The sequence below is a fragment of the uncultured Microbacterium sp. genome (assembly GCF_964244775.1).
Classification (GTDB): Bacteria; Actinomycetota; Actinomycetes; order Actinomycetales; family Microbacteriaceae; genus Microbacterium.
The window spans coordinates 88,935-115,267 of record NZ_CAXTJR010000010.1 but is presented as its reverse complement, the minus strand read 5'-3'; the positions used below and the strand labels follow the sequence as shown (position 1 = coordinate 115,267).

Sequence of the window (26,333 nt, the reverse complement as noted above, 5' to 3'; positions counted from 1 at the left end):
CCGCAATCGGAGCCGAACCCGTCAGCAGACTCAACAACCTGCCTGGACATCACAGCTAGATGGTCTTTCGCTGGAGGGCGATCTACCCGCCCGAGCTGCGGTCCCGGTGATCTTCGATGAACTCGATTATCAGCTCGCGTGCCAGGCGTACCTGTGGGCGTTGCCGCTGGTGTCGTACGCGCAGTGGAAGACGCAGCACTACGACGTTTTCGGCGCGACCAGCAGCGACTTGGTCCGGTACCTCTCCTATCGTGACCGCCTGGGGCTGATCACCGCGAACGCCACGACCCCGTACATCCTCAACTTCTTCGACCTGTCGGAGACCGGCCCGCTGGTCATCGAACTTCCCGCGGGTCCCACTGCTGGAGGGGTGTCGGACTTCTGGCAGCGCGAGGTCGGTGCGATGGGTGAAATGGGACCGGATCGCGGTGAAGGGGGCAAGTACCTGGTGCTCGCACCGGGCGTCGAAGCGCCGGACGATCTCGACGAGGCCTACCGGATTCTTGTGTCATCGGGCGTCAACATCATGTTCGGCTTCCGCACTCTCGATCCCGACGCGGCCCGTTCCGATCAGCTCGTGCGCGCAGTTCGGATCTATCCGTACGAGCGACGCGCGAGCCCGGCGCCGACACGCATCGTGGCGCCCGACGGGCGGGTATGGAGCGGCGACCAACCGCGCGGTCTGGAGTACTGGCGACGTCTGCACGAGATCTACCAGAGCGAGGTGGTAGATGAGCGCGATCGGTTCTACCTCGCGATGCTCAAACAGCTCGGGATCGAGAAGGGGAAGCCGTTCGATCCGACTACGCGCCTCATCCGCATCCTCGAACAGGGCGCCACCGCAGGCGAGCTAATGGCGCAGGCGAACACCTTCGCCAAGCGCTTCGACCAGGGCCCGTACTGGCCCGACCGGGCCTGGGAGCAGGCCATCGTGCTGAATAACTCCGCGCAGCGCGGAAACGGCTACGACGAACTCCTCGAACGCGCCTCGTGGTTCTACGAAGCTGTCAGCTTCTCCGAAGCGATGAAGAGCACGACGCCCGGTGCCGGACAGGCATACCTGGGCTCGTACACCGACGCCCACGGCGACTGGCTCGACGGTGCCTGCGACTACACCTTGCACGTCCCCGCCGGCGCCCCCGCGAAGCTGTTCTGGTCTGCGACGGTGTACGACGTCGGCACCCGCTGCCTCATCGACAACGGCCAGCAACGCGGCGACCGGGGATCGCGCGACCCCGAACTCCTCACCAACCCGGATGGCTCCGTCGACCTGTACTTCGGCCCCACCGCTCCCGAGTCAGGCGAGACCAATTGGGTGCAGACCATCCCTGGCAAACACTGGTTCAGCTACTTCCGGCTCTACGGACCCCTCGAAACCTACTTCGACCGCAGCTGGAAACTCGGCGACATCACACCCGCCTGACGCGCAATGCGCACCAACGGGTCGCTATCCGGGAATCGGGCTCGAGATCACGGCCGAGCCCCGCAGTTGCTGGTGGGCGATGTCGCGGGCCGCGACGACGGTGGCCTCTATCGCTGATTCCATGTAGCGCCGCCAGAGGGGTGCGAGCCCTAGACGCAGCGCGAGTCGGCGGTGGGGACGCGGCAGGAACTCGTAGGTCCACCGGATGAGTGTTCCCGGTCCGTCAGGGGTGAAGGTCCACTCGCCGCGAACTCCGATCGCGAGGCGAGAGAGGATCGGGTTGGTGAATTCCGTGAGCTGGTACGCGAAGCTGTGCGGAGCGTTGTATTCGGTCAGCTGCTCGTTCGCCGTCGTGCCATCGGTGAGCTGGGGATTTCTGCTTCGTCCCACCTGATCCCACGAGCCGGTCTGGTTCTTCACGCCGGTCACCCCCGGCAGCGGACCCCATTTGTGGAAGATCAGGCCGAGGTCGATCGGGGCGATGATCTGGAAAGACTCACTCGGCGTCAGCTCGATGCGGCGTTCCACGGTGATGGGAACGGTGCGATCGGTCGGCGAAATCAGTGACATGGCTTCTCCTAAGTTGACTAAGTCAACCTAGCGTAGCGAGTTTGTTGACAATGTCAACGTAGGATGAGCAGATGACGACCGAACCGACTCGTGATCGCATCGTCCGGGTCGCGAGGGAGATCGCCGAAGCCGACGGGATTTCAGCGGTGACCCTGCGTGCCGTGGGTACAGCCGCCGGGGTGAGTCGCGCTGCTCCCTACCGCCATTTCCGCGATAAATCCGACCTTCTCGCCGCGGTCGCCGAAGACGGACTCCGACGCATCCAGCACGCGCTCCAATCCGCCGGGAAAGACAGCGACGACGCGAAAGCTCGGCTCGACGCGGCTCTCCAGGCCTACATCGCCCGCGCCCGCGCAGAACCCGCCGTCTACACACTGATCTACAGCGCCGACCTCGCCACCGACGAACACCCCGAACTCACCCGAGCCGGCCTCGACGCATACGAGACCTTCGTCGGTCTCATCGACCGAGTCCTGCACGACAGGGCCGCGTCCAAGACTGCAGCGTCGAAGCTGTGGGCAGCCACCCACGGCGCGATCACTCTGACGCTTGCGGGGCACGGAACGAAGGAGAAGGGGCTCGACGACATCACCGACCTGCTGCGCCAGTTGGCGCTCGACATCCTCGCGCCGTAATCTGCCCGCCACGACCAGAGGCTGGCAGAATCACGGCATGGCCGAACCCGTGGAAAGAGTCGAACTTCTCGAGCAGGCGCTCCCCGACCAGGTCACGGCCACGGTGCACGTGCGCCGGATCACGATGCAGCCGAACGTGGCGGCCGGCCCCCACCACCACAACGGGCCGGTGTTCGGAACCATTGAAGTCGGCTCAGTCGTCTTCCAGGTCGGCGGAGGGCCGGAGGCGATCCTGCACGCGGGCGACGTCTTCTACGAGCCCGCCGATGTCGTGATCGACCGGTTCGATGCGACATCCGATGGCGCGACCTTCTTGGGCTACTTCCTGTCCGGACCCGGCGAAGCTCCCGTACTGACTCCGGGCGCTCCGACTGTCTGAGCGCCGCCCAACGCGTACCCTCGACTCGTGACGCATCAGCTCAGCCGTGACGAGGCACGCCGCATCATCGTGCGCGCCCAGCTGCTCGATGCCGACCGGCCCGGCGATGTCGTCGAGGTGGCCGAGCAGATCTGCTGGATCAAGATCGACCCGACCGCGACGATCGCGCCGTGCGAAGACACCGAGCTCTGGTCGCGGATCGGGTGGTCGTACGAACCCGGCCAGCTGAAGAAGGCCGTCGAGACCGATCGGCTGCTCTTCGAGTTCGACGGCGCCTTCCGCCCGATCAGCCTGCTCCCGCTCATGCTGCCGAAGATGCGCGCGTGGCCGACCCGCGAGAGCACGAAACAGTGGCTCGACGCGAACGACAGGTTCCGGGCGGACGTCATCGCCCGACTCCGCGCGGAGGGGCCTCTGCTCACGAGCGACATCCCCGACACGGCGCAGGTGAGCCGCGCGCCGGACGGGTGGAGCGGATCGAACCAAGTGCCGATCATGCTCGACTTCCTCGTGCGGCAGGGTGTCGTCGCGGTCGCCGGCAGGCAAGGTCGCCACAAGCGGTGGGATCTCGCCGAGCGCGTATATCCGCACGACCTACCCGAGTACGAGGCCGAAGAGGCCGCGCACCTGCTCGAAGAGCGCTGGCTGCGAGCATCCGGTCTCGCGCGGCCGCACTGGTACTGGAGCGGCGCGGGCAAGACATCGGGCGAAGAGGCCGTGGTCGAGGGCAGCAGGCAGAAGTTCAGGGTCGACCCTGAGGCGATCGCCGCCCTCCAAGACGACGACGGCGGTCGCGTCGCATTTCTCAGCCCCTACGACGGCATGCTCTTCGATCGCAAGCGGCTCGAGGAGGTGTTCGAGTTCACGTACGTGCTCGAGCAGTTCAAGAAGAAGGCCGAACGCGTCTACGGCTTCTTCGCGCACCCCATCCTGATGGGCGACCGATTCGTCGGGATGCTGGATGCCGAGGCCGACCGCGAGCGCGGCGAGCTGCGGGTGAACGCCGTCCACGAGTTCCTGCCGTTCGAGCCGGAAGAGGACGAGATGGTGCGGGCCGAGATCGCCGAGCTCGCGGCGTGGCTGGGTCTGTCGCTGGCCGAGCGCCGGTGATCGAGTAGCGAGCGTGCGAGCGTATCGAGATCCCCGGCGGCGGTGATCGAGTAGCGAGCGTGCGAGCCTATCGAGATCCCCCGGACCGACGTACTACGCCCCGCCCCGCATTTCCAGGATATCGCCCGAGGGGGGCCTTGCGGCAAGGCCCCCCTCGGGGCGCAGAATGGGCGGCCGTGCCTGCTTTCACCCTCCCCGACCGCCTCGCCGCAAAGGCGGATCCCTCCCTCATCGGCGACGACGAGGCGCACTTCGCCGCGATCGCCGCAACCCTCGACGAGTCGATCGCCGCGCTCACTGAACGCCTCGACCGCGTGCGCCTGCAGCCGGGCCGCGACGGCCAGGAGGCCTTGGATCGCGACCTCGAGGTGCATCGGCTGACCTCGCGCCTCAGCATCCTGCGCCGCTTCGGCCTGGATCTGTGCCTGGGGCGCATCGTCGACACGGAGGGTTCGGAGCCGGTCTACATCGGCCGGCTGGGCCTCACCGACAGCGGCGGCCGACACCTGCTCGTGGACTGGCGCTCCCCCGCAGCCGAGCCGTTCTTCGGCGCGACGCATGCACGGCCGATGGGCCTGGCGAGCAGGCGGCGGTATCGGTGGACCGGCGGCAGGATCGTCGACTACTAGGACGAGGTGTTCACCTCGGAGGGGCTCGAACACGCCGCGGCGCTCGATGACCAGTCCGCGTTCATCGCCAGTCTCGGGCGCACGCGCTCGGCTCGCATGCAGGACGTGCTCGGCACGATCCAGGCAGACCAGGATGCGATCATCCGCGCCGGCTCGCGCGGCGCCCTCGTCGTGGACGGCGGCCCGGGCACAGGCAAGACCGTCGTCGCGCTCCATCGCACCGCATACCTGCTGTACGCCGATCCTCGGCTCGATCGCGGCCACGGCGGGGTGCTGTTCGTCGGCCCGTACGAGCCCTACCTCGCCTATGTCGACGACGTGCTGCCGCGCCTCGGCGAAGACGGCGTGCGCATCTGCACGCTGCGCGACCTCGTTCCGGAGGGCCCGACAGCCGGTACCGAGACGGATCCGGATGCCGCGAGGCTCAAAGCATCCGTCCGCCTGCTCGACGCGATCGAGACCGCTGTGGCGCTCTACGAACGGCCTCCGGCCGAGGGCCTCCTGGTCGAGACGCCGTGGATCGATCTGCTGCTGAGCGGCGCCGACTGGGCCGAGGCGTTCACCTCCGCCGAGCCGGGAGCCTCGCACGACGACGCGCGCGAACAGGTGTGGGAGACGCTCGTCGAGATCCTGACCGACTCGGCCGATGGGGCGGTCCCGGCATCGCTCCTGAATCGCGCCTTCGCGCAGAACGAAGAGCTCACCGGCGCGTTCGATCGCGCATGGCCGCTGCTCGAACCGGTCGCGCTCGTCGGGCAGCTCTGGAGCTCGCCCGCCTTCCTGCGGCGCTGCGCTCCGTGGCTGAGCGACGACGACGTCGCCGCCCTGCAGCGCGAAGATCCGCTCGCGTGGACAGAGTCGGATCTCCCCTTCCTGGATGCTGCACGCCGGCGCATCGGCGACCCCGATGCGTCGATCCGCCGGCGCTGGCGCGAGGCCGCGCTCGCGGCCGAGCGCGAGGAGATGTCGCACGTCGTCGACCACCTCATCGCCGCCGACGACTCCGAGATGTCGGTCATGTCGATGCTCCGCGGGCAGGACTTCCAGAACTCGCTCGCCGGCGCATCGGGAGTGACCGACGACCGCATCGACACGCTCGACGGGCCGTTCGCGCACATCGTCGTGGACGAAGCGCAAGAGCTCACGGACGCGCAGTGGCGGATGCTGTCGGCCCGGTGCCCTTCGCGGAGCTTCACGATCGTCGGCGACCGCGCCCAGGCGCGCCACGGCTTCACCGAGTCGTGGGAGGAGCGCTTGCACCGCGTGGGCCTCGACCGGGTCGAGGTCGCATCGCTCACCGTCAACTACCGCACGCCGAAGGAGGTGATGGACGCGGCCGAGCCGGTGATCCGCGAGGCGCTGCCGGACGCGAACGTGCCGATCTCGGTGCGCGAGAGCGGCGTCCCGGTGCGGTACGGCATGCGCGAGAACCTCGACGCGATCGTCGATGAGTGGCTCGACGCCCACGCCGAAGGTATCGCGTGCGTGATCGGCGACCCCTCGTTCGACGGCTCCGCGCGCGTCCGGTCACTGACCCCCGAACTCGCGAAGGGCCTCGAGTTCGACCTGGTGGTGCTGGTCGACCCCGACTCGTTCGGGATGGGGATCGAGGGAGCGGTGGACCGCTACGTCGCCATGACCCGCGCGACGCAGCAGCTCGTGGTCCTCGCCTCCGCTCGGGGGTGAGGACCGGGAAGCGGCGACCAGATCTCAGCTGAGGATCGTGCCCGTCAGCTGTGAGAGCGGTTCGGCCAGCGCATTGATCAGGTCGATGAGCTCGCGCTTGTCGGCCTCGCTCAGGGCGCGGTAGTCGACGAATCCGGTCGCAAGCGAGCCGTGTGCGGCCAGGGCCGCGTCGAGATCGGCGAACCCGGAGTCGATCTCGGCGGTGAGCTTCGTACCCTCCGCGCCCTTCGAGTCCGCGAAGTCGCGGACCAGCGTGAACGCCATCTTCGCGCCCTCGACGTTCGCGGCGAAGTCGTACAGGTCGGTGCCCGACCACCAGTCCTCTTCACCGGTGATCTTCCCGGTGGCGACCTCGTCGAGCAGGCTGATGCCGCCGTTCGAGATGCCCGCGATGCCCTGCTCGTCGAGCGTGGTGACGAACTCGTCGGAGTGCACGTAGTCGAACAGCGACTGCACGTCGGCGCGCAGGTGCGTCGCGAAGGCCGCACGCTGCTCGGGGGTCGACGGCTGCCAGTTCTGCCAGGCGGGCGTCACATCATCGGCGTTGAGCGCATCGGTGGCCGGAACCCACAGGTCTTTCTCGATGCGGTGGAAGCCGGTCCAGTCCAGCCCCTCCGCGACGGCGTCGAGCTCGCGATAGTCGATCTTCGGGTCGAGGTCGCCGAGCGCCTCGGCCACCGGCTCGATGCGCTCGTAGTAGGCGCGGACGTTCGCGAACTGCTGACGTGCGGCGGCGTCGTCGCCGGTCTCGTACGCTGTGGCGAACGTGTCTGCCGCGGGTGCGAGCTGGCCGACCTGATCTTTCACGAACGCGGCGTACAGGGTGACGGCCTGCTGCTTCTGCGCGGCGTCGTCACCGCTGACCGCGACCGCATCGCCGGTGACCGAGAACGCGGCGCGACCGACGCCCGAGCCGACCATGCCCGGCTTGCACACCGTGAAGTACGCGCCCGGCTGAGCGGTAAGCGACAGGGTACGGGATGCTCCGGGGGCGACGTTCTCGACCTCGCCGGCGATCTGCAGGCCGTCCTCGCCGAGGAGGTAGAACTCGGTGATGTCCGAGCCGTTGTTGGTCACGTTGAAGGTGACGTTGCCGCTGGTCGCGGTGGCGGCCGACACCTCGCACGTCGAATCGGTGGAGGTCACGTCCAGTGACGCGGATGCCGAGCCCGCCGTCTTCGCGACGCACCCGGCGAGCACGAGCGAGGCGAGGGAAACGGCGGCGATGGCCGCGAGAGGTCGTCGGAGAGTCATCGGTCTTCCTGGGTCGAGAGGGTGAGGATCGCCGAATCGCTGCGAGGCGTCTCGGAGTGCGTCGTCGGTGCGGGTGCGGGACGGGCGGAGCGGGATCCGCGAAGCAGACCCCGGACGAAGAAGAAGCCGACGATGCCGACGTACAGCACCCAGGCGACGACCTGGAGCCACGACATCTGGGGCATGAAGCCGACCGTCGCCTGCAGCACCGCTGCGACGGGGCTTCCCGGCGGAATCATGGCGCTCAGGTCGAACGCCCAGCCGAGCGGGAACGCTCCCCAGCCGGTCGCGACGGCACCGGTGGCGAGGTCGGTCGGCGCGCCCGTGGTGAACGGGCCCGCGACGACTCCGGCCTCCTGCAGATCCTTGACGGCGTAGGCCAGCACGCCGGCAGCGGCGATCACGAGGATCGCGCCGGTCCAGGCGAAGAAGCGCCGCAGATCGAGTCGCAGCAGGCCGCGCGTGAGCAGCCAGCCGATCACCACGGCACACAAGAGACCGAGGAGAGCCCCGATGAGGGCGGCGGGTGCATCGCCGAACGACTGCACCATCGACCACAAGAGCAGGGTGGTCTCGATGCCCTCGCGTCCGACCGAGACGAATCCGATGATCACGATCGCCCAGAGGCCGCCGACCGCGAGCGCGTGATCGACCTGCCCCTCGAGGGTGGCCTTCATCGTCCGCGCGGTGCGCTGCATCCAGAAGACCATCCACGTCACCATCGCGACCGCGACGAGTGAGAGCAGGCCGCCGATGATCTCCTGCGCCTGAAACGTCAGGGCATATGCGCCGAACGTGAGGACAGCCCCGATCGCCAGCGCCAGGACGATCGCGAGCGCGACGCCGATCCAGAGCCTGGGCAGCACGTCGCGCCGGCCCATCCGCGACAGGTAGGCCACCAGCATCCCGACCACGAGCGCAGCTTCGAGGCCCTCGCGCAGCCCGATGAGGAAGGTGGCGAACACGCAGGACCTCACTTTCGGGAAGGGGAGACGGTGCCGGTCAGGTTAGGCAACCCTCACAACGGTACCTGAAATGGGCCGGATCGCCAGAACGAATCCGACTTTCGATCGCCGGGCAGTTCAGGTTCCGTTTTCCTGCGCCCTGTACTCTTGGCGGCCTCACCGCGCTCGTCGAGCCCGGTGATCTACCGAAATGAAGAGGTTCCCCATGGCGAACACCACGAAGGCGGCGCAGACCGCCAAGGCGGCGCAGACCGCAGCGGAGTCGGCGGCCAAAGACGCGAAGCGCCTGAGCAAGACCCTGCCCAAGAAGGATGCGAAGACGCTCCTTTCGCTGGCATCGGACGCGAAGGATGCTGCGAGCGCCTCGAAGAAGAAGGTCGCGCGTTCTCCGAAGAAGGTCGAGAAGAAGGCGACCGCCGCGATCTCGAGCATCCAGAAGGCGACGGAGCGCATCGAGCGCAAGCGCGCCGCCGAGGCGGCCGCGAAGAAGGCCGCGACCGAGAAGGCCGCCGCAAAGAAGGCTGCCGCGAAGAAGGCCACCGACAACAAGCTCACCCAAAAGAAGGCGCCCGCTGCGCCGACCGCCTCCGCGGCCGCTCCCGGCCTGTCCGCACTCACGGTCGTGCAGCTGCGCGAGCGCGCGCGCACCGCCGGGGCAACCGGGTATTCCCGTCTGACGAAGGCGCAGCTGATCGCGCTGCTGTCGTCCTGATCCGCGTGCAGGCCTACCTCGACCGCACGTCGGCGGCGACCGCGCCACGGACGCTGATCGACATCCTTCGCGAGACCGCCCGGCAGCACCCGCAGGCGTCGGCGATCGAGGACGGGGTCGGGGCGCTCAGCTACGCCGAACTCGTCGCGCAGGTTTTGCGGACGGCGGCACGCCTCCACGAACAGGGCGTGCGCCGTGGCGATCGCGTCGGCGTGCGGATGGCGTCGGGCGACCGGGCGCTGTACCTCTCGATCCTCGGCATCATGGCCGCCGGCGCGGCCTACGTGCCCGTCGATGCCGACGACCCGCAGGAGCGCGCCGACCTCGTCTTCGGCGAGGCGAAGGTGCGCGGCGTGATCACCGGTCCCGGCACGTACGTGCCGCGTGGGGAGCAGCATCCCGACACCATCCCCTCCGGCGATGACCTGTTCGTGGGCGATGACCCCCACCCGAGCTCGACCGCGTTGCACACCGTGCCGCCGCCCACGATCGACGACGACGCGTGGATCATCTTCACGTCGGGCTCGACGGGTGTACCCAAGGGCGTAGCCGTGTCGCACCGATCGGCGGCGGCGTTCGTGGATGCCGAGGCCCGCCTCTTCCTGCAGCGGGCCCCGCTCGCTCCCGGCGACCGCGTGCTGGCCGGCCTGTCGGTCGCGTTCGACGCCTCGTGCGAGGAGATGTGGCTCGCGTGGCGCCACGGCGCGTGCCTCGTGCCCGCACCGCGCGCGCTCGTCCGCTCGGGCGAAGACCTCGGCCCGTGGCTCGTGGGTCACGGCATCACCGTCGTCTCGACGGTGCCGACCCTGGCCGCCCTCTGGCCGCAGGACGCCATCGAGAACGTGCGCCTCCTGATCTTCGGCGGCGAGGCCTGTCCTCCCGAGCTGGTCGCCCGGCTCGTCGGCGAAGGCCGTGAGCTGTGGAACACCTACGGCCCCACCGAGGCCACCGTCGTCGCGTGCGCGTCGCTCATGGACGGCGAGGGCCCGGTGCGCATCGGCCTGCCACTGGACGGCTGGGCGCTCGCGGTCGTCGACGGCGAAGGCAACCCGGTCGCCGACGGCGAGGTCGGCGAGCTCATCATCGGCGGCGTCGGACTCGCGCGCTACCTCGATCCCGCGAAGGACGCCGAGAAGTACGCGCCCATGCCGACGCTCGGCTGGGAACGCGCCTACCGCTCCGGCGACCTCGTGCGCGCCGACCTCGCGGGCCTCCTCTTCCAGGGCCGTGCCGACGACCAGGTGAAGGTCGGCGGCCGGCGCATCGAGCTCGGCGAAGTCGAAGCGGCGCTGCAGGCGCTCAGTGGAGTATCGGCGGCGACCGTCGTCGTGCAGCGCTCCGAAGGCGGTGTCGCCCTTCTCGTGGGCTATGTCGTGCCGACCGAGGGCTTCGACCGCCAGACCGCGCGCGCCGAGCTGTCCGAAACGCTGCCCGCTCCCCTCATTCCGCTGCTCGCGGTCATGGACGAGCTGCCCGTCCGCACGTCCGGCAAGGTCGACAAGGCCGCGCTCCCCTGGCCGCTGACCGACACGGATGCCTCGGACTCCCCCCTCACCGGCACGGCGGCGTGGCTCGCCGAGCAGTGGGTGGCCGTGCTCGGCATCCGCCCGGCGGATGAAGACGCCGACTTCTTCCAGCTCGGCGGCGGATCACTCGCCGCCGCGCAGCTCGTCTCGCGCATCCGCACCCGGGCGCCCGAGTTCACCATGGCCGACGTGTACGACCTGCCGCGCCTGCGCCGCATGGCCGACGCCGTCGAGGCCGAGGCGGCCGACCCCGACGAGCGGCCGGCCACGTTCAGCACGCCGCGGCCGACCCCGCGGGTCATGCAGTGGGTGCAGAGCTTCGCCGGCATCCCCCTGTTCATCCTCACGGGCCTCCGCTGGACGATGTGGCTGCTGACCGCTGGCTGGATCCTCCAGTTCTTCCCCGGCTTCGACTTTCTGCCGAGCGCGCCGTGGTGGGTCATCGTGATCGGCCTCGTCCTGTTCGTCACGCCGTTCGGGCGCATGGCGATCTCGGCATCGTTGAGCCGGCTGCTGCTGATCGGCCTCACCCCCGGCGACTATCCGCGCGGCGGCGCCGTGCACCTCCGGCTCTGGCTCGCCGAGCAGGTCGCCCACCAGATCGACCCGGTGGGCCTGGCCGGAGCACCGTGGGTGAGCTACTACGCCCGCGCCCTCGGCGCCAAGATCGGCCCCAACGTCGACCTGCACGCCCTGCCGCCGGTGACCGGCATGCTCGATGTCGCCGAGGGCGCCTCCATCGAGCCCGAGGTCGACCTGTCGGGGTACTGGATCGACGGCGACACCGTCCGCATCGGCGGCATCCGGATCGGCGCGGGCGCGTCGATCGGCGCACGCAGCACGCTCGCGCCCGGCACGAAGATCGGCCGCAACGCCGAGATCGCCCCCGGCTCGGCGGTGTTCGGGCGCGTCCGCGCAGGCCAGCGCTGGGCGGGATCGCCGGCGGCGCGCGTCGGCGGCACCTCGAGCCCGCTCGCGCGCGAGCGCCCGCCCGCGCCGCAGCGCTGGCTGTGGGCGTACGCTGCCTCCTCGGCGGTGCTCGGCCTCCTGCCGTTCCTGTCGTTCGCGGTGGGCGGGGTGCTGATCGCGCAGGCGATCGCCGGATCCACCTCGATCACGGGCGCGATCGTGCCGGCGCTCATCTGGCTCGTGCCCGCGACACTGGCGACGGGGCTCACGTTCGCCGCCGCCGTGTGGGTCCTCGTGCGGCTGCTCTCGATCGGCCTCGCCGAAGGCGTGCATCCGGTGCGCAGCCGCATCGCCTGGCAGGCGTGGTCGATCGAGCGGCTGCTCGATTCCGCCCGCACGTTCCTCTTCCCGATCTACTCGAGCCTGTTCACCCCCGTCTGGCTGCGGATGCTCGGCGCGAAGATCGGGCACGATGTCGAGGCATCCACTGTTCTGCTCCTCCCCTCGCTCACGACGATCGACGACGGCGCGTTCCTCGCCGACGACACGATGGTCGCGACCTACGAGCTGAAGGGCGGATGGATGCGCATCGCCGAGGCGCGCATCGGCAAGCGCGCATTCCTCGGCAACTCGGGGATGGCCGGGCCCGGTCACCGGGTGCCGCGCGACGGCCTGGTCGCGGTGCTGTCGGTCGCCCCGGAGAAGTCCAAGCCGGGTTCGTCGTGGCTCGGGTCGCCGGCCGTGCGGCTCCGCCGCGTCGTCAACGACTCCGACCTCGAGCGCACCTACAAGCCGCGCAGGTCGCTACGCGTCGCGCGGGCCCTGTGGGAGCTCGGCCGCATCGTGCCGGTGTTCGTCACGTGCGCCCTCGGGCTCACGGTGCTGTTCACCCTCTCCGCCCTCATCGAGGCGTGGGGCCCGATCATCGCGATCGTGCTGTCGGGCGTGGTCGTGATGCTCGCGGGCGCCGTGGCCGCCGTCATCACCACGATCGCGAAGTGGGTCATCGTCGGGCCGATCCGCCCCGGTGAGCACCCCCTGTGGTCGAGCTTCGTCTGGCGCACCGAGGTGTCGGACACGTTCACCGAGATGCTCGCGGCGCCGTGGTTCGCCAATTCCGCGCAGGGCACTCCGGCACTCGCGATCTGGCTGCGTTCGCTCGGCGCGAAGATCGGTCGCGGAGTCTGGACCGACAGCTACTGGCTGCCCGAACCCGACCTCGTGACACTCGGCGACGGGGCGACGGTGAACCGCGGATGCGTGGTTCAGACGCATCTGTTCCATGATCGTGTGATGAGCATCGACAGCGTGACCATCGAAGCGGGCGCGACCCTGGGGCCGCACAGCGTGATCCTGCCCGCTGCGAAGATCGGCGCCGACGCGACCGTCGGGCCCGCCTCTCTCGTGATGCGCGGCGAATCGGTGCCCGTCGGCACACGGTGGAGCGGGAATCCGATCGGACCCTGGCGAGCGGTGAAGGTGCGCTCTTACCAGTCGGCCGACGTATGAGCGGCGACCCGTACACGGCGCAGAGCGGGGATGCCAACCTCCGGATCGAGCACTACGACCTGACCCTCGACTACCGGGTGGGCACGAATCGCCTCAGCGGCACCGCCGTCCTGCGCGGGAGCGTCGTGCACCCCACGCGCTCGATCGTGCTCGACCTCGTGGGCGTGCGCGCCACCCGCGTGCGCGTGGGCGGCGACAAGTCGGCCAGCTTCCGGCAGACCGATCGCAAGCTCTGGATCACGCCCTCCCGGCCACTGGCCGAGAGCGAGGGGTTCACCGTCACCGTGACCTACGCCGGCGCTCCGCGCCCGCGCCGCTCGCGCTGGGGCACGATCGGGTGGGAGGAGCTCACCGACGGCGCGCTCGTCGCGGCCCAGCCGACCGGTGCCCCCACGTGGTTCCCCTGCAACGACCACCCGTCCGACAAGGCCACGTACCGGCTGTCGTTCACCACCGACCCCGGGTACACCGTCGTGGCCGGGAGGCGCACGGGTCACGTGACCCGTGGCGGCCGCACCACCTGGACGTTCGACCGCGACACCCCGACCGCGACCTACCTGGCCACCGTGCAGGTGGGCAAGTACACGACCGACTCGATCCCGCTCGGGCAGGTCGTGGGCGAGCTGCACTACCCCCGCCCGATCGCCGCGCGCGCGCGCGCCGATTTCGCAGACCTCCCCCGCATGATGGCGGTGTTCACCGAGGCGTTCGGCCCGTATCCGCTCCAGGACTACTCGGTGGTCGTGACCGCCGACGACCTGGAGATCCCGCTCGAGGCGCAGGGCATCGGCATCTTCGGCGCGAACCACGTCGACGGGGTCGGCGGATCCGAACGCCTCATCGCCCACGAGCTGGCCCACCAGTGGTTCGGCAACAGCGTGGGCCTCGCGCGCTGGCGCGACATCTGGCTGAACGAGGGCTTCGCCTGCTACGCGGAGTGGATCTGGTCGGAGCGCTCGGGGGGCCCGACCGCGCACGAGAGGGCTCTCTCCCACCACGCGCGCCTCGCCGCCCTCCCCCAGAACCTGCTGCTCGGCGACCCAGGACCCGACCACATGTTCGACGACCGCGTCTACAAGCGGGGAGCGCTGACGCTCCACGCGCTGCGCCTGACCGTCGGCGACGACGCGTTCTTCGACGTGCTGCGCAACTGGACGCGCCGGTACGGCGCCGCCACCGCCACCCGCGAAGACTTCGCCGCGCTCGCCGAGCAGGTCACCGGTGCGCCCCTGGCCGGACTCTTCCACGCGTGGCTCGATACCCCCGCGCTTCCCCCGCTCCCCGCGGCACGACGGTGGCGCTGAGCGGCGCGACCGGGGATCCTACTCGCTGCCCGCATGTCGGGAAGATGGTCGGGCGGCGCGCCCATGTCCGCCAGCTTGCAGACACGGGCTCGGCCACGGCAGTCCCACCGGCGAGACGGCTACAGGCTCGCGCTTCTCCGCGCGACCACGGCGACGCTGACGAGGTAGCCCACCGGCGCGGGTGCGGGGGCGGCCTCGATCAGGTCGGCGCGGCCGGGCACCGAGACGAGGACGGTGGCTTCGCCGAGGACGGATGCTGCAGCCCCGCGCCGCGCGTCCACCACGACGTCACCCGGCGGCACCCGTAGCCCGCGCCCGTCGGCCTTGAGCGCGGCCTCGATCATCGTCCACCCGCGCAGATCGGGCGGGGGCTGCGGCGCGAACAGCGCTGCCAGGTCGGCCATCGGCCCGCCTGGTCCGGGTCTGACGGCTTCGACGTCGACACCGAGGGATGCCGCATCCCGGCCATGCACTGCTCCCACGACGACGAGCGACCCCGCGTAGCTCACGCTCACCGAGACCGGCAGCCCGACCGCGACCGGCGGGCCGTGGTCGGCGCCGCACCGCGGGCACACGGTCGAGAACGCCACATCAGCGCCGGGCAGCATCTCTCCGACGAGCTCGGCGAGGAGCCATCTGCCGGTCGCGCGGGACGTCGGCGAATCCGCCCAGGCCAGTCGCACCGGACCTCGCAGTGCACGTCCGGGCGGAGGGTCGCTCACTCCGGCAGAGTACGCGCTATTCCTTGTCGAGATCGCTCTGGAGCTGCTCGGCCGTCAGCGCCTCGCCAGGCGCGGGCACCCGGAAGACGCCGTTGGCCGGAAGCGTCGGCAACCCGCCGGCCGAGGAATCGCCCTCGTCATCGAGGAAGACATCGACGTCGGTGTCGATGTCGTGCTCACCGGATCGGGAGTCATCACGATGCTTGTGCGGGGGCATGATCGGCTCTGACATCGACATGGAGGGACGATCCCACGCGGTGGTTACGCGGAGGTGAACTTCTGCGACGGCGTGCGTCAGCCCCGGGCACTCACGATGAGCTTCTCCGTCGCGTCCCACAGCGCCGCGGCGTGACGGGGATTCGTGGCGTACGGCGCGATCCCGCGGCGGAGGCCTGGCCGGTACGCCTCTGCGATCCGGCAGTCCTCGAAGTATCGCCCCGTCGTCGTCCCGATCAGGGGTGAGACCGCGAGCATGACCGAGGTGGCGGCGCCCTGGGGAATGTCCTTCACCGACACTCCTGAACTCCCGGCCGGATCGAAGCTCGCCGGCGGAGGCGCGAGGTGCCTGCTCAGGTTCGTGGCGGCGATCCGCCCGGGGTTGAGCGAATTGGCGATGATCCCGTCGCGCTCGCCCCGCGAGGCCGCCTCGAGGGCGAACAGGATGTTCGCGGTCTTCGACTGGCTGTACGCGGCCCAGGGGTCGTACTCGCGGCGCTCGAAGTTCAGATCGTCGAGGTCGACATCGCCGTTGATGTGGCCGACCGAGCTGACCGAGACGATGCGCGCGCGGCCCGAGGCGCTCAGTGCGGAGTGCAACCCCTCCGCCAGCGCGAAATGGCCGATGTGGTTCGTCGCCAGCTGCAGCTCCCAGCCATAGCGGGTGCGCATCAGCGGCGACGCCATGACTCCGGCATTCCCGACGAGGACATCGAGCGGCCCATCCCAGCCCGCCGTGAAGGCGGCGATAGAGTCGAGGTCGGTCAGGTCGATCGCCGCACCCGTGACGCTCCCGGCGACCGCATCGCGGATTCCGCTCGCCGCCCGCTCGGCCTGCTCGAGACGCCGGGCCGTAAGCACGACGTCGGCGCCCGCTCCGGCGAGGACCCGCACCGTCTCGAGTCCGATGCCGGACGCGGCACCCGTCACCACCACCCGCAGGCCGCCGAGGTCCAGGCCCTCGACCACCTCGGCGGCGGTCGTGTGTGCACCGAAGCTGCTCATCCCCTCAGCGTAAGCGCCATCGTTCGAGGCGCCGACGCCGGGCGCGCACCCCTACAGCTCGTAGAAGAACGAATCGCGGATGCTGCCGCCTGAGCCGGCCCACCACAGCTCCATCGAACCGGGCACCCGGCTGACCGCGGTGACGGCGAACGGGTTATCCGCCTGATTAGCCCCCTCCAGCGCGTAGCGCGTCCACTGCCCGCCGTCGTACCAGAACGCACCCTGGACCGACTGGTCGGCACCGGCGAACCACAGCTCCATCGTCTCGGGCTTGCGCGCGAGTGCCGCGATGCCGGTGGAGGGCAGCGCCGACCCCTGCGGTGCGACCTGATAGCGCGTCCACGCCCCGCCCTCGTACCAGAACGCAGCCTCGATCGATCCGGTCGCACCGACCCACCACAGCTCCATCGAGGTGGGAATGCGCGAAACGACCGCGATACCACCGCCGATCGACGCGGATCCCGCCGGCGCGAGCTGATACCTCGTCCACTGTCCGCCGTCGTACCAGAAGGCGGCCTCCACGGCTCCCGCGGGTCCCGTCCACCACAGCTCCATCGACGTGTCGATGCGCGAGACGACGGCGAGCTCCGTGCCACGCCCCGCGGATCCGTCGGGGGCCAGCTGGTAGCGGGTCCATTGGCCGCCCTCGTACCAGAACGCGGCCTCGACGGAACCGTTGGGCCCCGCCCACCATAGTTCCATGGAGTTCGGGATGCGGGAGGCCGCAGCGATGCCCGATCCGAGATCGGCGGAGCCGGGGCCGGAGAGCTGGTAGCGCGTCCACGCGCCGCCCTCGTACCAGAACGCCCCCTCGATCGTGCCCTGCGGCCCGACCCACCACAGCTCCAGCGAGCCGGGGATCCGCGCCACCGCCGCGATCCCGGATCCTGCTGCGGCCGAACCGGCCGGTGCGAGCTGATACCTCGTCCACTGCCCTCCGTCGTACCAGAACGCCCCCTCGATCGAGCCCTGCGGCCCGACCCACCAGGTCTCCATCGAGGTCGGGATGCGTGACACCGACGTCATGTTCGGGATGGCCGACGAACTGCCGACCGGGGCCACCTCGAAGCTGCGCCACGCGGGCTTGTCCGCGGTCTTGGCGGCCACCGCGCCGAAGCGCCTGCCCGCCCACGTCGTGAAGCCCGACGCGAGACCGTGCTCGCGGGTGTGGTGGATCAGGGTGAACGGCTGGGCGGAGTTGTCGGGCCCGAAGTCGATCGTGAAATCCAGCACGTGCAGTCTGCCCGGCCGGGCAGCGCCCTGCACCGGTCGCACCTCGCCCGTCGAGCGGCGGTACGACAGCGCTGCTGCGCCGGAGGCGGCGTCCACCCCGTCGATGGTGAGGACTCCGCGCCATCCGTCGTGATTGAGCTCCCACGTCCCGAGCCAGTGCACTCGATCGAAGTCCTCGGGCGCTGCGGCCTCGATGGGCGCGCGACCGATCCGGGCGCCGAACGGGATCGTCGCCCACGCGGTGTCGCCCGCCGCGAGCGAGACGTCGTTGGAATACACGCTCAGCGTGAAGTCCTGCCCGCCTTCGCCGATGTCGGCGATGTGCAGGTGCGCGGTCTGGCCAGCATCCGCGAACCATCCCGTCACATCGTGCTTCGCGCCCGACAGGTAGTAGCTGCCGAGCTTGGTCGCCGAGCCGGCGTCGAACGTGTCGCTTCCGGCGCGCAGATCGGTGAAGCGGCGCAGCGTCAGTCGCCCGCGCCAGCCGTCGTGATCCATGTCCCATTGGCCGATGAAGGCGGCCCGTCGGTCGATCGCCGGGTCGATCACGTCGATGATGTAGTGCGCGACGCCCGTGTTGATCGTGAACGTCGGGTCGTTCTCGTACGCGATGTGGATGAGCGCCGACCCGCCCCACGAGTTCTTCGCGATGAAGTAGCGCAACGTGCTGTTGAACCCGACGAGCAGCAGCACGTGCCCGCCGCCGCCGGTGGTGACATTGACGACGACCTCGTGCTTCGCACGGATCACGCTCTCGAGATCGGCGATCGAGAAGTTCGAGAGGACCCCCGACGACTTCACGCCGTATTTCGCGTCGCCTCGCGCGGCGAACGGGATGTGCAGCGGAGAGAACTCGAAGTCGTCGCGCTGCTCCTGCGTGGGGCTGGCCGCAGCGTTGAGGACGGCGGCTGCCGGGATGCCGGCGAGCATGGCCGCCTGCGTGAGGTACGGGGCATCCGCTTCTTCCGGCACCCGCATGCGCTCCATGTGCTTGACGATGTCGCTGGAACCCTGGAACCCCATCAGCGAGTGATTGCCGAAGTCGCTCTCGTGCGCCTTGCAGATGTGGAACAGGTACTGCTCGGACAGATCGAGGGTCAGGCCATGCTGTCGCTTGTACGCGGCTTCGAGCGCGGCGATGCCGGCGAAGGCCCAGCAGGTGCCCCGATCCTGCTGGTCGCGGATCGGCGTCTGATCCGCCGCGAGCGAGACCTCATCGCCGACGAGCAGCACAGGAGGTAGTGCGGTGACCCAGTCGTTGCGGATCGCGAGCGTGAGCGCGTCGTCGATTCCGCGGGTGAACTGGGCGAGGGGCTGGAGCGCGAACGAGTTGGGCACGATGACCACATCCGATCTTTCTGGGGTGATGACGCGTGAGGCGTCACCCCTCAGAGCGATCGGCCTGGCGGCCTGATACGCAGCTCAGGCGACCGGAGTGCGCGACTCGTGACGCGTTCGCCGGGCTCAGACCCGCAGCGCCTGCTCGATGTCGGCGAGCAGATCGTCGACGGTCTCGATGCCGACCGAGAGCCGGACGACCTCTTCGGGCACCGCGGCTTCGGTCCCGCGGACCGAGGCATGCGTCATGGCGTCCGGGTAGTTCACGAGCGACTCCACGCCGCCGAGCGACTCGGCGAGCTGGAACAGCTGCGTGGATTCGGCGAACCGCCGGGCGGCCGCGGCCGACTCGAGCTCGAGCGAGACGATCCCGCCGAACGCCGACATCTGACGGGCCGCGAGTTCGTGGCCCGGGTGGCTGGGCAGCCCGGGGTAGTAGACGCGCGCGACGCGGTCGTGGCCGTCGAGCAGCGCAGCGACGGCAGCCGCGTTCTGGCTGTGCCGCTGCATCCTGAGATCGAGCGTCTTGATGCCGCGGGTCGTGAGCCACGCATCCAGCGGGCCGGAGACCGCCCCGACGCCGAACTGCAGGAACCCGACATCTGCGGCGAGCGCGTCGTCGTTCAGGACGAGTGCGCCGCCCACGACGTCGGAGTGCCCGCCGATGTACTTGGTCGTGGAGTGCACGACGACATCCGCGCCGAGCGAGAGGGGCTGCTGCAGCGCGGGCGAGGCGAACGTGTTGTCGACCACCACGAGCGCGCCCGCGGCGTGGCCGAGGGCGGCGAGACCGGCGATGTCGGTGATGCGCAGCAGCGGATTGGACGGCGTCTCGACCCAGACGATCCGTGCCGGGCGCTCCTCGAGTGCGGCGGCGACCGCGGCCAGGTCGCTCATGTCGACAACCCTCAGGCCGACGCCCCACGGGGCCAGCACCCGCGAGATCAGCCGGTGCGTGCCGCCGTAGACGTCGCTGCCGAGCAATACCTCGTCGCCCGGGCGCAGGACCGCGCGCAGCAGCGTGTCTTCTGCTGCCAGACCCGACGAGAACGAGAAGCCGTGCGCCGCACCTTCGATCGCGGCGAGCTGTCGCTGCAGCGCAGTGCGCGTCGGATTGGCGCTGCGACCGTACTCATAACCGCCACGGAGGCCGCCTATGCCGTCTTGGGCATACGTCGTGGAGAAATGAACGGGCGGGATGACGGCGCCCGTCGTCGGGTCGAACTCCTGTCCGGCATGCACGGCGAGACTGGCGAATCCACGAGCGGCGTTCTGGGCGGTCATGCGGTCACTCCTGGAGTGTTCGAGGGTGGTTGGCCTGGAGCGGCGGCCCCGGGCTCGATGTCGAAGCCGTTGCTCCGCATCCAGTCGTCGTCATAGAGCTTCGAGAGATACCCGCGGCCGTGATCGGGAAGCAGCACGACCACCACTGCGCTCGCGGGCAGATCACGCGCGGTGCGGAGCGCGGCGACGACGGCGAGGCCCGACGAACCGCCGACCAGCAGTCCTTCTTCGCGCGCGAGGCGCCGGGTCATCTCGAACGATTCGGCGTCGTTGACCCTCTCGTAGCGGTCGACGACCGAGGGGTCGAACGTCGACGGGAGGAAGTCCTCGCCCACGCCCTCGACGAGATAGCCGTGCAGCGGGCCGCCGCTGTAGATCGAGCCCTCGGGGTCGGCGCCGACCACCGTGACGGCGCCGTCGGACGCTTCCTTGAGGTATTTCGATGCGCCCGAGATCGTGCCGCCCGTGCCGATGCCGGCGACGAAGTGCGTGACGCGGCCGTCGGTGTCGCGCCAGATCTCGGGTCCGGTGCTCTCGTAGTGCGCGCGCGGACCGTGGGGGTTTGCGAACTGGTTCGGTTTGAATGCGCCCGGGATCTCGTGCGCCAGCCGGTCCGACACGCTGTAGTACGACTGCGGGTCTTCGGGCGGAACGTTGGTCGGCGTGGTCACGACCTCCGCTCCGTACGCCTCGAGCACCGCGACCTTCTCGCCGGCGAATTTGTCGGGCACGACGAAGACCATCCGGTAACCGCGTTGCAGCGCGACCAGGGCGAGCCCGACTCCCGTGTTGCCGCTCGTCGGCTCGACGATCGTGCCGCCGGGTCTCAGCAGACCGTCGCGCTCCGCAGCATCCACGATGTTCCTCGCGATGCGATCCTTGGCGGAACTGCCCGGGTTGAAGTATTCGACCTTGGCGAGCACGGTCGCCTCGATGCCGCGGGTGACGGAGCCCAGCCGTACGAGCGGGGTGTTGCCGACGAGGTCGGCGATGTGGGATGCATAGCGCACGGTAGTGGTGTGTCCTGATTCTTCTGCCGCGAACTCAGAGGCGCGGATGCTGTCGGTATGCGTCGAGGAAGCGCGAAGCGCTCAGCGACAACAACGACAGGTCAGGTGCACCCCTCAACGGTAACCCGAAGCCGGCGACGGAGCAACCTGCGCCCGGGCCATTCAGGTCGCACGTCTAAGCTCGGCATCCGAAACGATCGCGCGCCGCGACCGGGCCCCGAACCCACGACGTGCTCGGGGTCATCGACACAACGTCTGAGAGAGTTCGTGCGTCTCATCTTCGTCCGTCACGGACAGACACCCGCCAACGTCAAAGGCATTCTGGACACCCGAGTGCCCGGTCCCGGGCTCACCGCGCTCGGCCTCCGGCAGGCGGCAGCGCTGCCCGAAGCGCTGAGCAGCGAGAAGATCGAAGCGATCTACGTCTCGACGATGGTGCGGACCCAGCTGACCGCGGCCTTCCTCGCCGCCTTGCTGGAACTCGAGACGATCGAACGCGACGGCCTGCGCGAGGTCTCGGCCGGCGACCTCGAAGGGCGCACCGACGAGGCATCCGTCCAGCGCTATCTGACCACGGTCTACGGCTGGACCACCGGCGATCTCGAGCTGCGCATGCCCGGCGGCGAGACGGGCACCGAATTCCTCGCCCGGTACGACGGTGTGGTCGCAGAGGCCGCGGATGCCGGCAAGACGGCCGTCATCATCAGCCACGGCGCGGCGATCCGCGCGTGGTGCTCGCTGCGCGCCACCAACCTGCCCCCCGATTTCATCGTGCACAACCAGCTGCACAACACCGGCGTCGTGATCGTCGTGGGCGACGACGAAGGCGGGTGGATCGTGGAGAGCTTCATGGGCGAGGCGATCGGCGGCAAGGCGGTCGAATCGGCGGTGTCCGGCCCTGCGGGCGAAGACATCGGACCACAGGCCCGCGTCGCGCGAGACTGACAGGCGCTCTACGCGCGCCCCTGCAGGATCATGTGCCAGTACACCCACGGCAGCACGTAGCGGTCGAACACCCAGGTGAGGCGGCGCTCGCGGGCGAGGCCCGGCCAGAACGGCACGGTCGGTTTCAGCGCGTAGTGGTCGTCGAACTCCGCGAAGACCACCGTGTGGCGCGAGACCGTGAACGGGCAGACCGAATACCCGTCGTAACTCTGGGTCGGCTTCCGCCCGTTCAGCACCGCCACAAGGTTCTTCGCGACCGTGAGGGTCTGCTTCCTGAGGGCGCCGCCCGACTTCGAGTTCGTCGTGGCAGCCGCATCACCCAGCGCCCAGACGTGTGGGTAGCGAGGGTGACGCAGCGTCCGCGGGTCGACGGCGATGAAGCCGTCCGTCTCCGCGCTCGGGAGCGCACTGGAGCTGATCCAGTCGGGCGCGGATTGGGGCGGCTCCACGAGCAGCAGATCGTACGGAAGGCGATCGGATGCTGTGCCCTCCGCCCCTCCGAGAGTGAGTACCTTCTCGACGGGGTCGATCTCGAGGATCTGCGTACGGGTGCGCAGTTGGATGCCGTACTCGTCGATCTTGCGATCCAGCTCCCGGTCGATCTCCGCGATCCCGAAGACCGTGTCATCCGGCACGAGGAGCACGACCGAGATGTCGCCGAGGACTCCGGTGCGGCGCCAGTAGTCGCACGCCAGGTACATCGGCTTCTGCGCAGCGCCCGCGCACGATGCGGGCCCCGCGGGCTGGCTGAACACCACGGTGCCTCGCGTGAAGTCCCGCAATAGTGCCGATGCCTTCTGCGCGAGGTCGAACTCGTAGTTGGACGCGCCGTGCGGTGAGTCCATCGCGGCGCGCAGCCCCGGTATCGCGTCCCAGTTCTTCTGGATGCCGGGGCACACGATGATGTGGTCGTAGGTGACACGCGCCCCCGAGGCGAGGACCACGCAGGAGCCGTCCGGATCGATCGTGGCGACAGCATCCTGAATCCACTGCACGCCGCGGGGCGTGACCGAACCCTGCGCACGCACCGCCGCACTCGCGCGCGCCGTCCCGCCGGCGATGTGCGAGAACAGCGGCTTGTACAGATGGGTGTCGCGCGGCTCGATCACAGCGATGTCGGTGATTCCCATCCGCCGCAGCCGACCGGCCACCGACAGGCCGGCGTTCCCGCCGCCCACCACGACGATCTGGTGATGGGCATCGGCCGAGCCGCCCCGGATGTCCGCGTGGTCCACTGTGCCGCCTTCCGACGCTGGTCATCATGAGGCCGATGCGCGTCGCGGTCAACCCCACTCCATTCCCGCTTCGATGGGGCTGAATGGAAGCATCCACTCAGCCAGAAGGAGCACTTACCGTGTCGCAGATCATCGAGACCATCGACGTCGACGTCCCCGTGTCCACCGCCTACAACCAGTGGACGCAGTTCGAGAGCTTCCCGAAGTTCCTCGACGAGGTCGAATCCATCACGCAGCTCGACGACACCCACACGCACTGGAAGGTCAAGGTGGGCGGATTCGAGCGCGAGTTCGACGCCGAGATCACCGAGCAGCACCCGGACGAGCGCGTGGCCTGGAACAGCACCGGCGGCGAGACGGATCACGCCGGGGTCGTCACGTTCCACAAGCTGACGGATACCTCTAGCCGCGTGACCGTGCAGCTCGACTGGAAGCCTGAAGGCTTCCTCGAGACGGTCGGCTCGCTCGTGGGCGCGGGTTCGCACGCGGTGAAGAAGGACCTGAAGAACTTCAAGGAGTTCATCGAATCCCAGGGTGCCGCCGCGGGTGCGTGGCGCGGCGACGTCGAGGCGTAGCATCCGTTCCCCCGACCGATTCCGACAAGAGAACCGCAGATGAGCACGCAGACCCACGGCGATCACGACGCCGACGACGATCGCTCCGGAGCGAAAGACACGGCGGCGGACGCCGGCTCAGAGTCACCCGAGGAGGGAGAGCAGGCCAAAGCCGCGGCCGATGACGCCGTCGTGAACGACTGATCGCGGTCAGCTCACGCGCTCTGCGACCGATCCGCCGTACACGGTGTTCCAGTCGTTCTTGACGCTGGCCACGGTCCAGCCGAGTTCTTCCGCGCGGGTGAACGCAGCATCCGCCCCCGTGGTGTACGCGAACTCTCGGTCGTCATCGTCGTGGCTGACGATCAGGGCGAACGCGGCCGACTCGAGCATCTCGATGTCGACGTCGGCATTGCCGGCTGCGAACACAGGAAGCCGCCCGGTGTGCGCGAAGATGTGCTCCGGCTTTCCGGCTCCGATGTCCAGCCCGCCCAGCACGGCCTCCGCGCGAACGATCTTCCCGTCCACGTACCGGTACTCGGCGGCCGTGCCGGTGACGTTCTCCTTGTAGATCCCCCACGTCTCCTCCGCGAACGTGCGCATGAAGTCGCGACCACCGCCGGAGCAGACGAACACGCGGAACTCGTGGGCCTTCAGGTATTCGACCCGCTCGAGCATCGGCTTGTAGACGAGCTCGATGTAGGGAACACCGAACTTGGGCTGCTTGACCGTCTGCAACCAGACCCGCACTTCTGCATCGAAGTCCTCCGGGCTCGCCCCGGCCCAGGACCGGCTGAACGCAGCGAGCAGGGTGTTGATCGTCTCGGGGTCCTGGGTTCCCACTCCGGCGAAGAAGCTCATGTCGCGCTCGACCAGCGCCTTGAATGGCTGGGTTCCCGCGAGGCTCGGATCGGCTTTCACTTCCTCGCCCCAGCGCCGGAACACGAAGTCGAACTGCGGTGCGAGCGGCTGCTCCGACCACAGGGTGCCGAGCACCGCCGTCTTGGCACGACCTTCGTTCCAACCCGGCAGCACATCTCGTTCGCCATACTCGCGCCCTCTCATCCGGAATCGACACTCCGCGGACTGCGTCCGCCACAGCCACACTGCTCCGCACCATCCGCATAGTCATCCCCCACAACGGATGATCGCGCGCACGGATCGCCATGGCTCGCTGAGCGCGGCTAGCGTAATGATGTGTCCGAGATGATCGCGATCCCCGGTGGAACGCTGCTGATGGGCTCCACCGAGTTCTACAGCGACGAAGGCCCTGTGCACGAGCGCGACGTCGCGGCCTTCGAGATCGAGACGCGCGCGGTCACGAACGAGGAGTTCGCCGATTTCGTGACGGCGACCGGTTACGTGACCGTGGCGGAGCGGGCACTCGACCCGGCGGAGTTCCCCGGCGCCGACCCGGCAGACCTCGTCCCCGGGTCGATGGTGTTCACCCCGACGAGCGGGCCGGTCGATCTTCGGGATTGGCGCCAGTGGTGGCGCTGGCAGCCCGGCGCCCGCTGGCGCGAGCCCGAAGGACCCGGGTCGTCGATCGACGGGCGGCTCGATCATCCCGTCGTGCATGTGTCGTTCGAGGATGCGTCCTCCTACGCCGCCTGGGCCGCGAAACGTCTGCCGACCGAGGCCGAATGGGAGTGGGCCGCGCGAGGAGGACTCGTCGGTGCACGATTCGCCTGGGGCGACGATGCCCATCCGGGCGGCCAGCTCATGGCCAACTCGTGGCAGGGCTCGTTCCCCTACTCCAACACGGGCGCACAGGGCTGGGCCGGCACGTCACCCGTCGGCACCTTCCGGCCGAATGGGTACGGGCTGTACGACATGACCGGCAACACCTGGGAATGGACCACCGACTACTACCAGCCCCGGCACAGCACGCCGGGCGCCGCGGCTCCCGACGCGGGACAGCGCACGAACCTGCTGGCATCCGCGAGCATCGAGCCGGGCACGGCGACCGCCCGCCGGACGCTCAAGGGTGGCTCGCACCTCTGCTCACCGGAGTACTGTCTGCGGTTTCGGCCGGCTGCGCGCAGCGCTCAAGCCGAAGACACCGGGATGACCCACATCGGCTTCCGCTGCGCGCGCTGAGGCACCTCCGCCGGATTGGTCGATCCCGAGTAGGAATGGGAAGCCGGACAAACCCCCGACCTAGACTCGTCCCATGATCG

At 69.2% G+C, this 26,333-nt stretch carries 22 protein-coding genes and 1 pseudogene; 12 read left to right on the top strand and 11 right to left on the bottom strand.

Going from position 1 to position 26,333, the window contains the following annotated elements:
• Positions 1 to 70 precede the first annotated feature (70 nt).
• Entirely contained in the window at positions 71 to 1,423 is a 1,353-nt protein-coding gene (locus tag ACFE6Z_RS14250; RefSeq protein ID WP_375386358.1) for a DUF1254 domain-containing protein, read from the top strand.
• 24 nt (positions 1,424 to 1,447) lie between these two features.
• Here ACFE6Z_RS14250 and ACFE6Z_RS14245 read toward each other — a convergent pair whose 3' ends face one another.
• On the bottom strand, positions 1,448 to 1,993 hold the full coding sequence (locus ACFE6Z_RS14245; protein ID WP_375386355.1) for an SRPBCC family protein: 546 nt from the start codon (positions 1,991 to 1,993) through the stop codon (positions 1,448 to 1,450).
• 71 nt (positions 1,994 to 2,064) lie between these two features.
• Here ACFE6Z_RS14245 and ACFE6Z_RS14240 point away from each other — a divergent pair, with 71 nt between their 5' ends.
• From ACFE6Z_RS14240 to helR, 4 genes and pseudogenes are all read left to right on the top strand, one after another.
• Entirely contained in the window at positions 2,065 to 2,628 is a 564-nt protein-coding gene (locus tag ACFE6Z_RS14240; RefSeq protein ID WP_375386354.1) for a TetR/AcrR family transcriptional regulator, read from the top strand.
• A gap of 37 nt (positions 2,629 to 2,665) precedes the next feature.
• Entirely contained in the window at positions 2,666 to 3,007 is a 342-nt protein-coding gene (locus ACFE6Z_RS14235; RefSeq protein ID WP_375386353.1) for a cupin domain-containing protein, read from the top strand.
• 27 nt (positions 3,008 to 3,034) lie between these two features.
• On the top strand, positions 3,035 to 4,117 hold the full coding sequence (locus ACFE6Z_RS14230) for a DNA glycosylase AlkZ-like family protein (protein ID WP_375386352.1): 1,083 nt from the start codon (positions 3,035 to 3,037) through the stop codon (positions 4,115 to 4,117).
• A 176-nt stretch (positions 4,118 to 4,293) separates the two neighbouring features.
• Positions 4,294 to 6,432: pseudogene (gene helR / locus ACFE6Z_RS14225) on the top strand (RNA polymerase recycling motor ATPase HelR).
• A 24-nt stretch (positions 6,433 to 6,456) separates the two neighbouring features.
• Here the strand turns inward: helR and efeO are convergent.
• Positions 6,457 to 7,686 carry an iron uptake system protein EfeO gene (gene efeO / locus ACFE6Z_RS14220; protein WP_375386351.1) on the bottom strand — a complete coding sequence of 410 codons (1,230 nt, stop codon included), beginning with the start codon at positions 7,684 to 7,686 and terminating at the stop codon, positions 6,457 to 6,459.
• Positions 7,683 to 8,651 carry an iron uptake transporter permease EfeU gene (efeU, locus tag ACFE6Z_RS14215; protein ID WP_375386350.1) on the bottom strand — a complete coding sequence of 323 codons (969 nt, stop codon included), beginning with the start codon at positions 8,649 to 8,651 and terminating at the stop codon, positions 7,683 to 7,685. Before efeU ends, efeO begins: the two co-directional genes overlap by 4 nt.
• Positions 8,652 to 8,856: 205 nt before the next feature.
• Between efeU and ACFE6Z_RS14210 the strand changes: the two genes are divergently transcribed.
• Genes ACFE6Z_RS14210 through ACFE6Z_RS14200 form a run of 3 tightly spaced genes read left to right on the top strand, consistent with a single transcriptional unit; the run spans position 8,857 to position 14,611 of the window.
• A complete protein-coding gene (locus ACFE6Z_RS14210) occupies positions 8,857 to 9,363 on the top strand; it encodes a hypothetical protein (RefSeq protein ID WP_375386349.1) in 507 nt (168 codons plus the stop codon).
• Between the two features lie 5 nt (positions 9,364 to 9,368).
• Positions 9,369 to 13,307: a Pls/PosA family non-ribosomal peptide synthetase gene (locus ACFE6Z_RS14205; protein WP_375386348.1), complete on the top strand. Its 3,939-nt coding sequence runs from the start codon at positions 9,369 to 9,371 to the stop codon at positions 13,305 to 13,307.
• Entirely contained in the window at positions 13,304 to 14,611 is a 1,308-nt protein-coding gene (locus ACFE6Z_RS14200) for a M1 family metallopeptidase (RefSeq protein WP_375386347.1), read from the top strand. Before ACFE6Z_RS14205 ends, ACFE6Z_RS14200 begins: the two co-directional genes overlap by 4 nt.
• 119 nt (positions 14,612 to 14,730) lie before the next feature.
• Here ACFE6Z_RS14200 and ACFE6Z_RS14195 read toward each other — a convergent pair whose 3' ends face one another.
• The 6 genes from ACFE6Z_RS14195 to ACFE6Z_RS14170 form a co-directional block, all read right to left on the bottom strand.
• Entirely contained in the window at positions 14,731 to 15,333 is a 603-nt protein-coding gene (locus tag ACFE6Z_RS14195) for a 4'-phosphopantetheinyl transferase family protein (RefSeq protein ID WP_375386346.1), read from the bottom strand.
• A gap of 16 nt (positions 15,334 to 15,349) precedes the next feature.
• Positions 15,350 to 15,571 (bottom strand): hypothetical protein, encoded by a 222-nt coding sequence (locus tag ACFE6Z_RS14190; protein ID WP_375386345.1) that lies wholly within the window; start codon positions 15,569 to 15,571, stop codon positions 15,350 to 15,352.
• A gap of 56 nt (positions 15,572 to 15,627) precedes the next feature.
• Entirely contained in the window at positions 15,628 to 16,554 is a 927-nt protein-coding gene (locus ACFE6Z_RS14185; RefSeq protein ID WP_375386344.1) for an SDR family NAD(P)-dependent oxidoreductase, read from the bottom strand.
• Between the two features lie 51 nt (positions 16,555 to 16,605).
• Positions 16,606 to 19,134 (bottom strand): C1 family peptidase, encoded by a 2,529-nt coding sequence (locus ACFE6Z_RS14180; protein ID WP_375386343.1) that lies wholly within the window; start codon positions 19,132 to 19,134, stop codon positions 16,606 to 16,608.
• Between the two features lie 117 nt (positions 19,135 to 19,251).
• Positions 19,252 to 20,409, bottom strand: a complete 1,158-nt coding sequence (locus tag ACFE6Z_RS14175) for a cystathionine gamma-synthase (RefSeq protein ID WP_375386342.1) — start codon at positions 20,407 to 20,409, stop codon at positions 19,252 to 19,254.
• Complete coding sequence (locus ACFE6Z_RS14170) at positions 20,406 to 21,419, bottom strand: pyridoxal-phosphate dependent enzyme (RefSeq protein WP_375386341.1); 1,014 nt, start codon at positions 21,417 to 21,419, stop codon at positions 20,406 to 20,408. Before ACFE6Z_RS14170 ends, ACFE6Z_RS14175 begins: the two co-directional genes overlap by 4 nt.
• 267 nt (positions 21,420 to 21,686) lie before the next feature.
• Between ACFE6Z_RS14170 and ACFE6Z_RS14165 the strand changes: the two genes are divergently transcribed.
• On the top strand, positions 21,687 to 22,364 hold the full coding sequence (locus tag ACFE6Z_RS14165; RefSeq protein WP_375386340.1) for a histidine phosphatase family protein: 678 nt from the start codon (positions 21,687 to 21,689) through the stop codon (positions 22,362 to 22,364).
• 8 nt (positions 22,365 to 22,372) lie between these two features.
• Here ACFE6Z_RS14165 and ACFE6Z_RS14160 read toward each other — a convergent pair whose 3' ends face one another.
• The gene (locus ACFE6Z_RS14160; RefSeq protein WP_375386339.1) at positions 22,373 to 23,599 is read right to left on the bottom strand and encodes an NAD(P)/FAD-dependent oxidoreductase; all 1,227 of its coding nucleotides are present in this window, start codon (positions 23,597 to 23,599) and stop codon (positions 22,373 to 22,375) included.
• A 119-nt stretch (positions 23,600 to 23,718) separates the two neighbouring features.
• On the opposite strand from ACFE6Z_RS14160, the gene ACFE6Z_RS14155 reads away from it, so the two are divergent.
• A complete protein-coding gene (locus tag ACFE6Z_RS14155) occupies positions 23,719 to 24,174 on the top strand; it encodes an SRPBCC family protein (protein ID WP_375386338.1) in 456 nt (151 codons plus the stop codon).
• A 39-nt stretch (positions 24,175 to 24,213) separates the two neighbouring features.
• Positions 24,214 to 24,357, top strand: a complete 144-nt coding sequence (locus ACFE6Z_RS14150) for a hypothetical protein (RefSeq protein ID WP_375386337.1) — start codon at positions 24,214 to 24,216, stop codon at positions 24,355 to 24,357.
• A 6-nt stretch (positions 24,358 to 24,363) separates the two neighbouring features.
• On the opposite strand, the gene ACFE6Z_RS14145 is transcribed toward ACFE6Z_RS14150, so the two are convergent.
• Positions 24,364 to 25,218 (bottom strand): HAD family hydrolase, encoded by an 855-nt coding sequence (locus tag ACFE6Z_RS14145; RefSeq protein WP_375386336.1) that lies wholly within the window; start codon positions 25,216 to 25,218, stop codon positions 24,364 to 24,366.
• Between the two features lie 141 nt (positions 25,219 to 25,359).
• Between ACFE6Z_RS14145 and ACFE6Z_RS14140 the strand changes: the two genes are divergently transcribed.
• Positions 25,360 to 26,253, top strand: a complete 894-nt coding sequence (locus ACFE6Z_RS14140; RefSeq protein WP_375386357.1) for a formylglycine-generating enzyme family protein — start codon at positions 25,360 to 25,362, stop codon at positions 26,251 to 26,253.
• Positions 26,254 to 26,333: the final 80 nt, after the last annotated feature.

Bases quoted from the DNA above. Each gene is read 5' to 3' on its own strand.
- ACFE6Z_RS14245 (WP_375386355.1), bottom strand. From the start codon at position 1,993: ATGTCACTGATTTCGCCGACCGATCGCACCGTTCCCATCACCGTGGAA.
- ACFE6Z_RS14240 (WP_375386354.1), top strand. From the start codon at position 2,065: ATGACGACCGAACCGACTCGTGATCGCATCGTCCGGGTCGCGAGGGAG.
- ACFE6Z_RS14235 (WP_375386353.1), top strand. From the start codon at position 2,666: ATGGCCGAACCCGTGGAAAGAGTCGAACTTCTCGAGCAGGCGCTCCCC.
- efeO (WP_375386351.1), bottom strand. From the start codon at position 7,686: ATGACTCTCCGACGACCTCTCGCGGCCATCGCCGCCGTTTCCCTCGCC.
- ACFE6Z_RS14210 (WP_375386349.1), top strand. From the start codon at position 8,857: ATGGCGAACACCACGAAGGCGGCGCAGACCGCCAAGGCGGCGCAGACC.
- ACFE6Z_RS14200 (WP_375386347.1), top strand. From the start codon at position 13,304: ATGAGCGGCGACCCGTACACGGCGCAGAGCGGGGATGCCAACCTCCGG.
- ACFE6Z_RS14190 (WP_375386345.1), bottom strand. From the start codon at position 15,571: ATGTCGATGTCAGAGCCGATCATGCCCCCGCACAAGCATCGTGATGAC.
- ACFE6Z_RS14185 (WP_375386344.1), bottom strand. From the start codon at position 16,554: ATGAGCAGCTTCGGTGCACACACGACCGCCGCCGAGGTGGTCGAGGGC.
- ACFE6Z_RS14175 (WP_375386342.1), bottom strand. From the start codon at position 20,409: ATGACCGCCCAGAACGCCGCTCGTGGATTCGCCAGTCTCGCCGTGCAT.
- ACFE6Z_RS14150 (WP_375386337.1), top strand. From the start codon at position 24,214: ATGAGCACGCAGACCCACGGCGATCACGACGCCGACGACGATCGCTCC.
- ACFE6Z_RS14145 (WP_375386336.1), bottom strand. From the start codon at position 25,218: ATGAGAGGGCGCGAGTATGGCGAACGAGATGTGCTGCCGGGTTGGAAC.
- ACFE6Z_RS14140 (WP_375386357.1), top strand. From the start codon at position 25,360: ATGATCGCGATCCCCGGTGGAACGCTGCTGATGGGCTCCACCGAGTTC.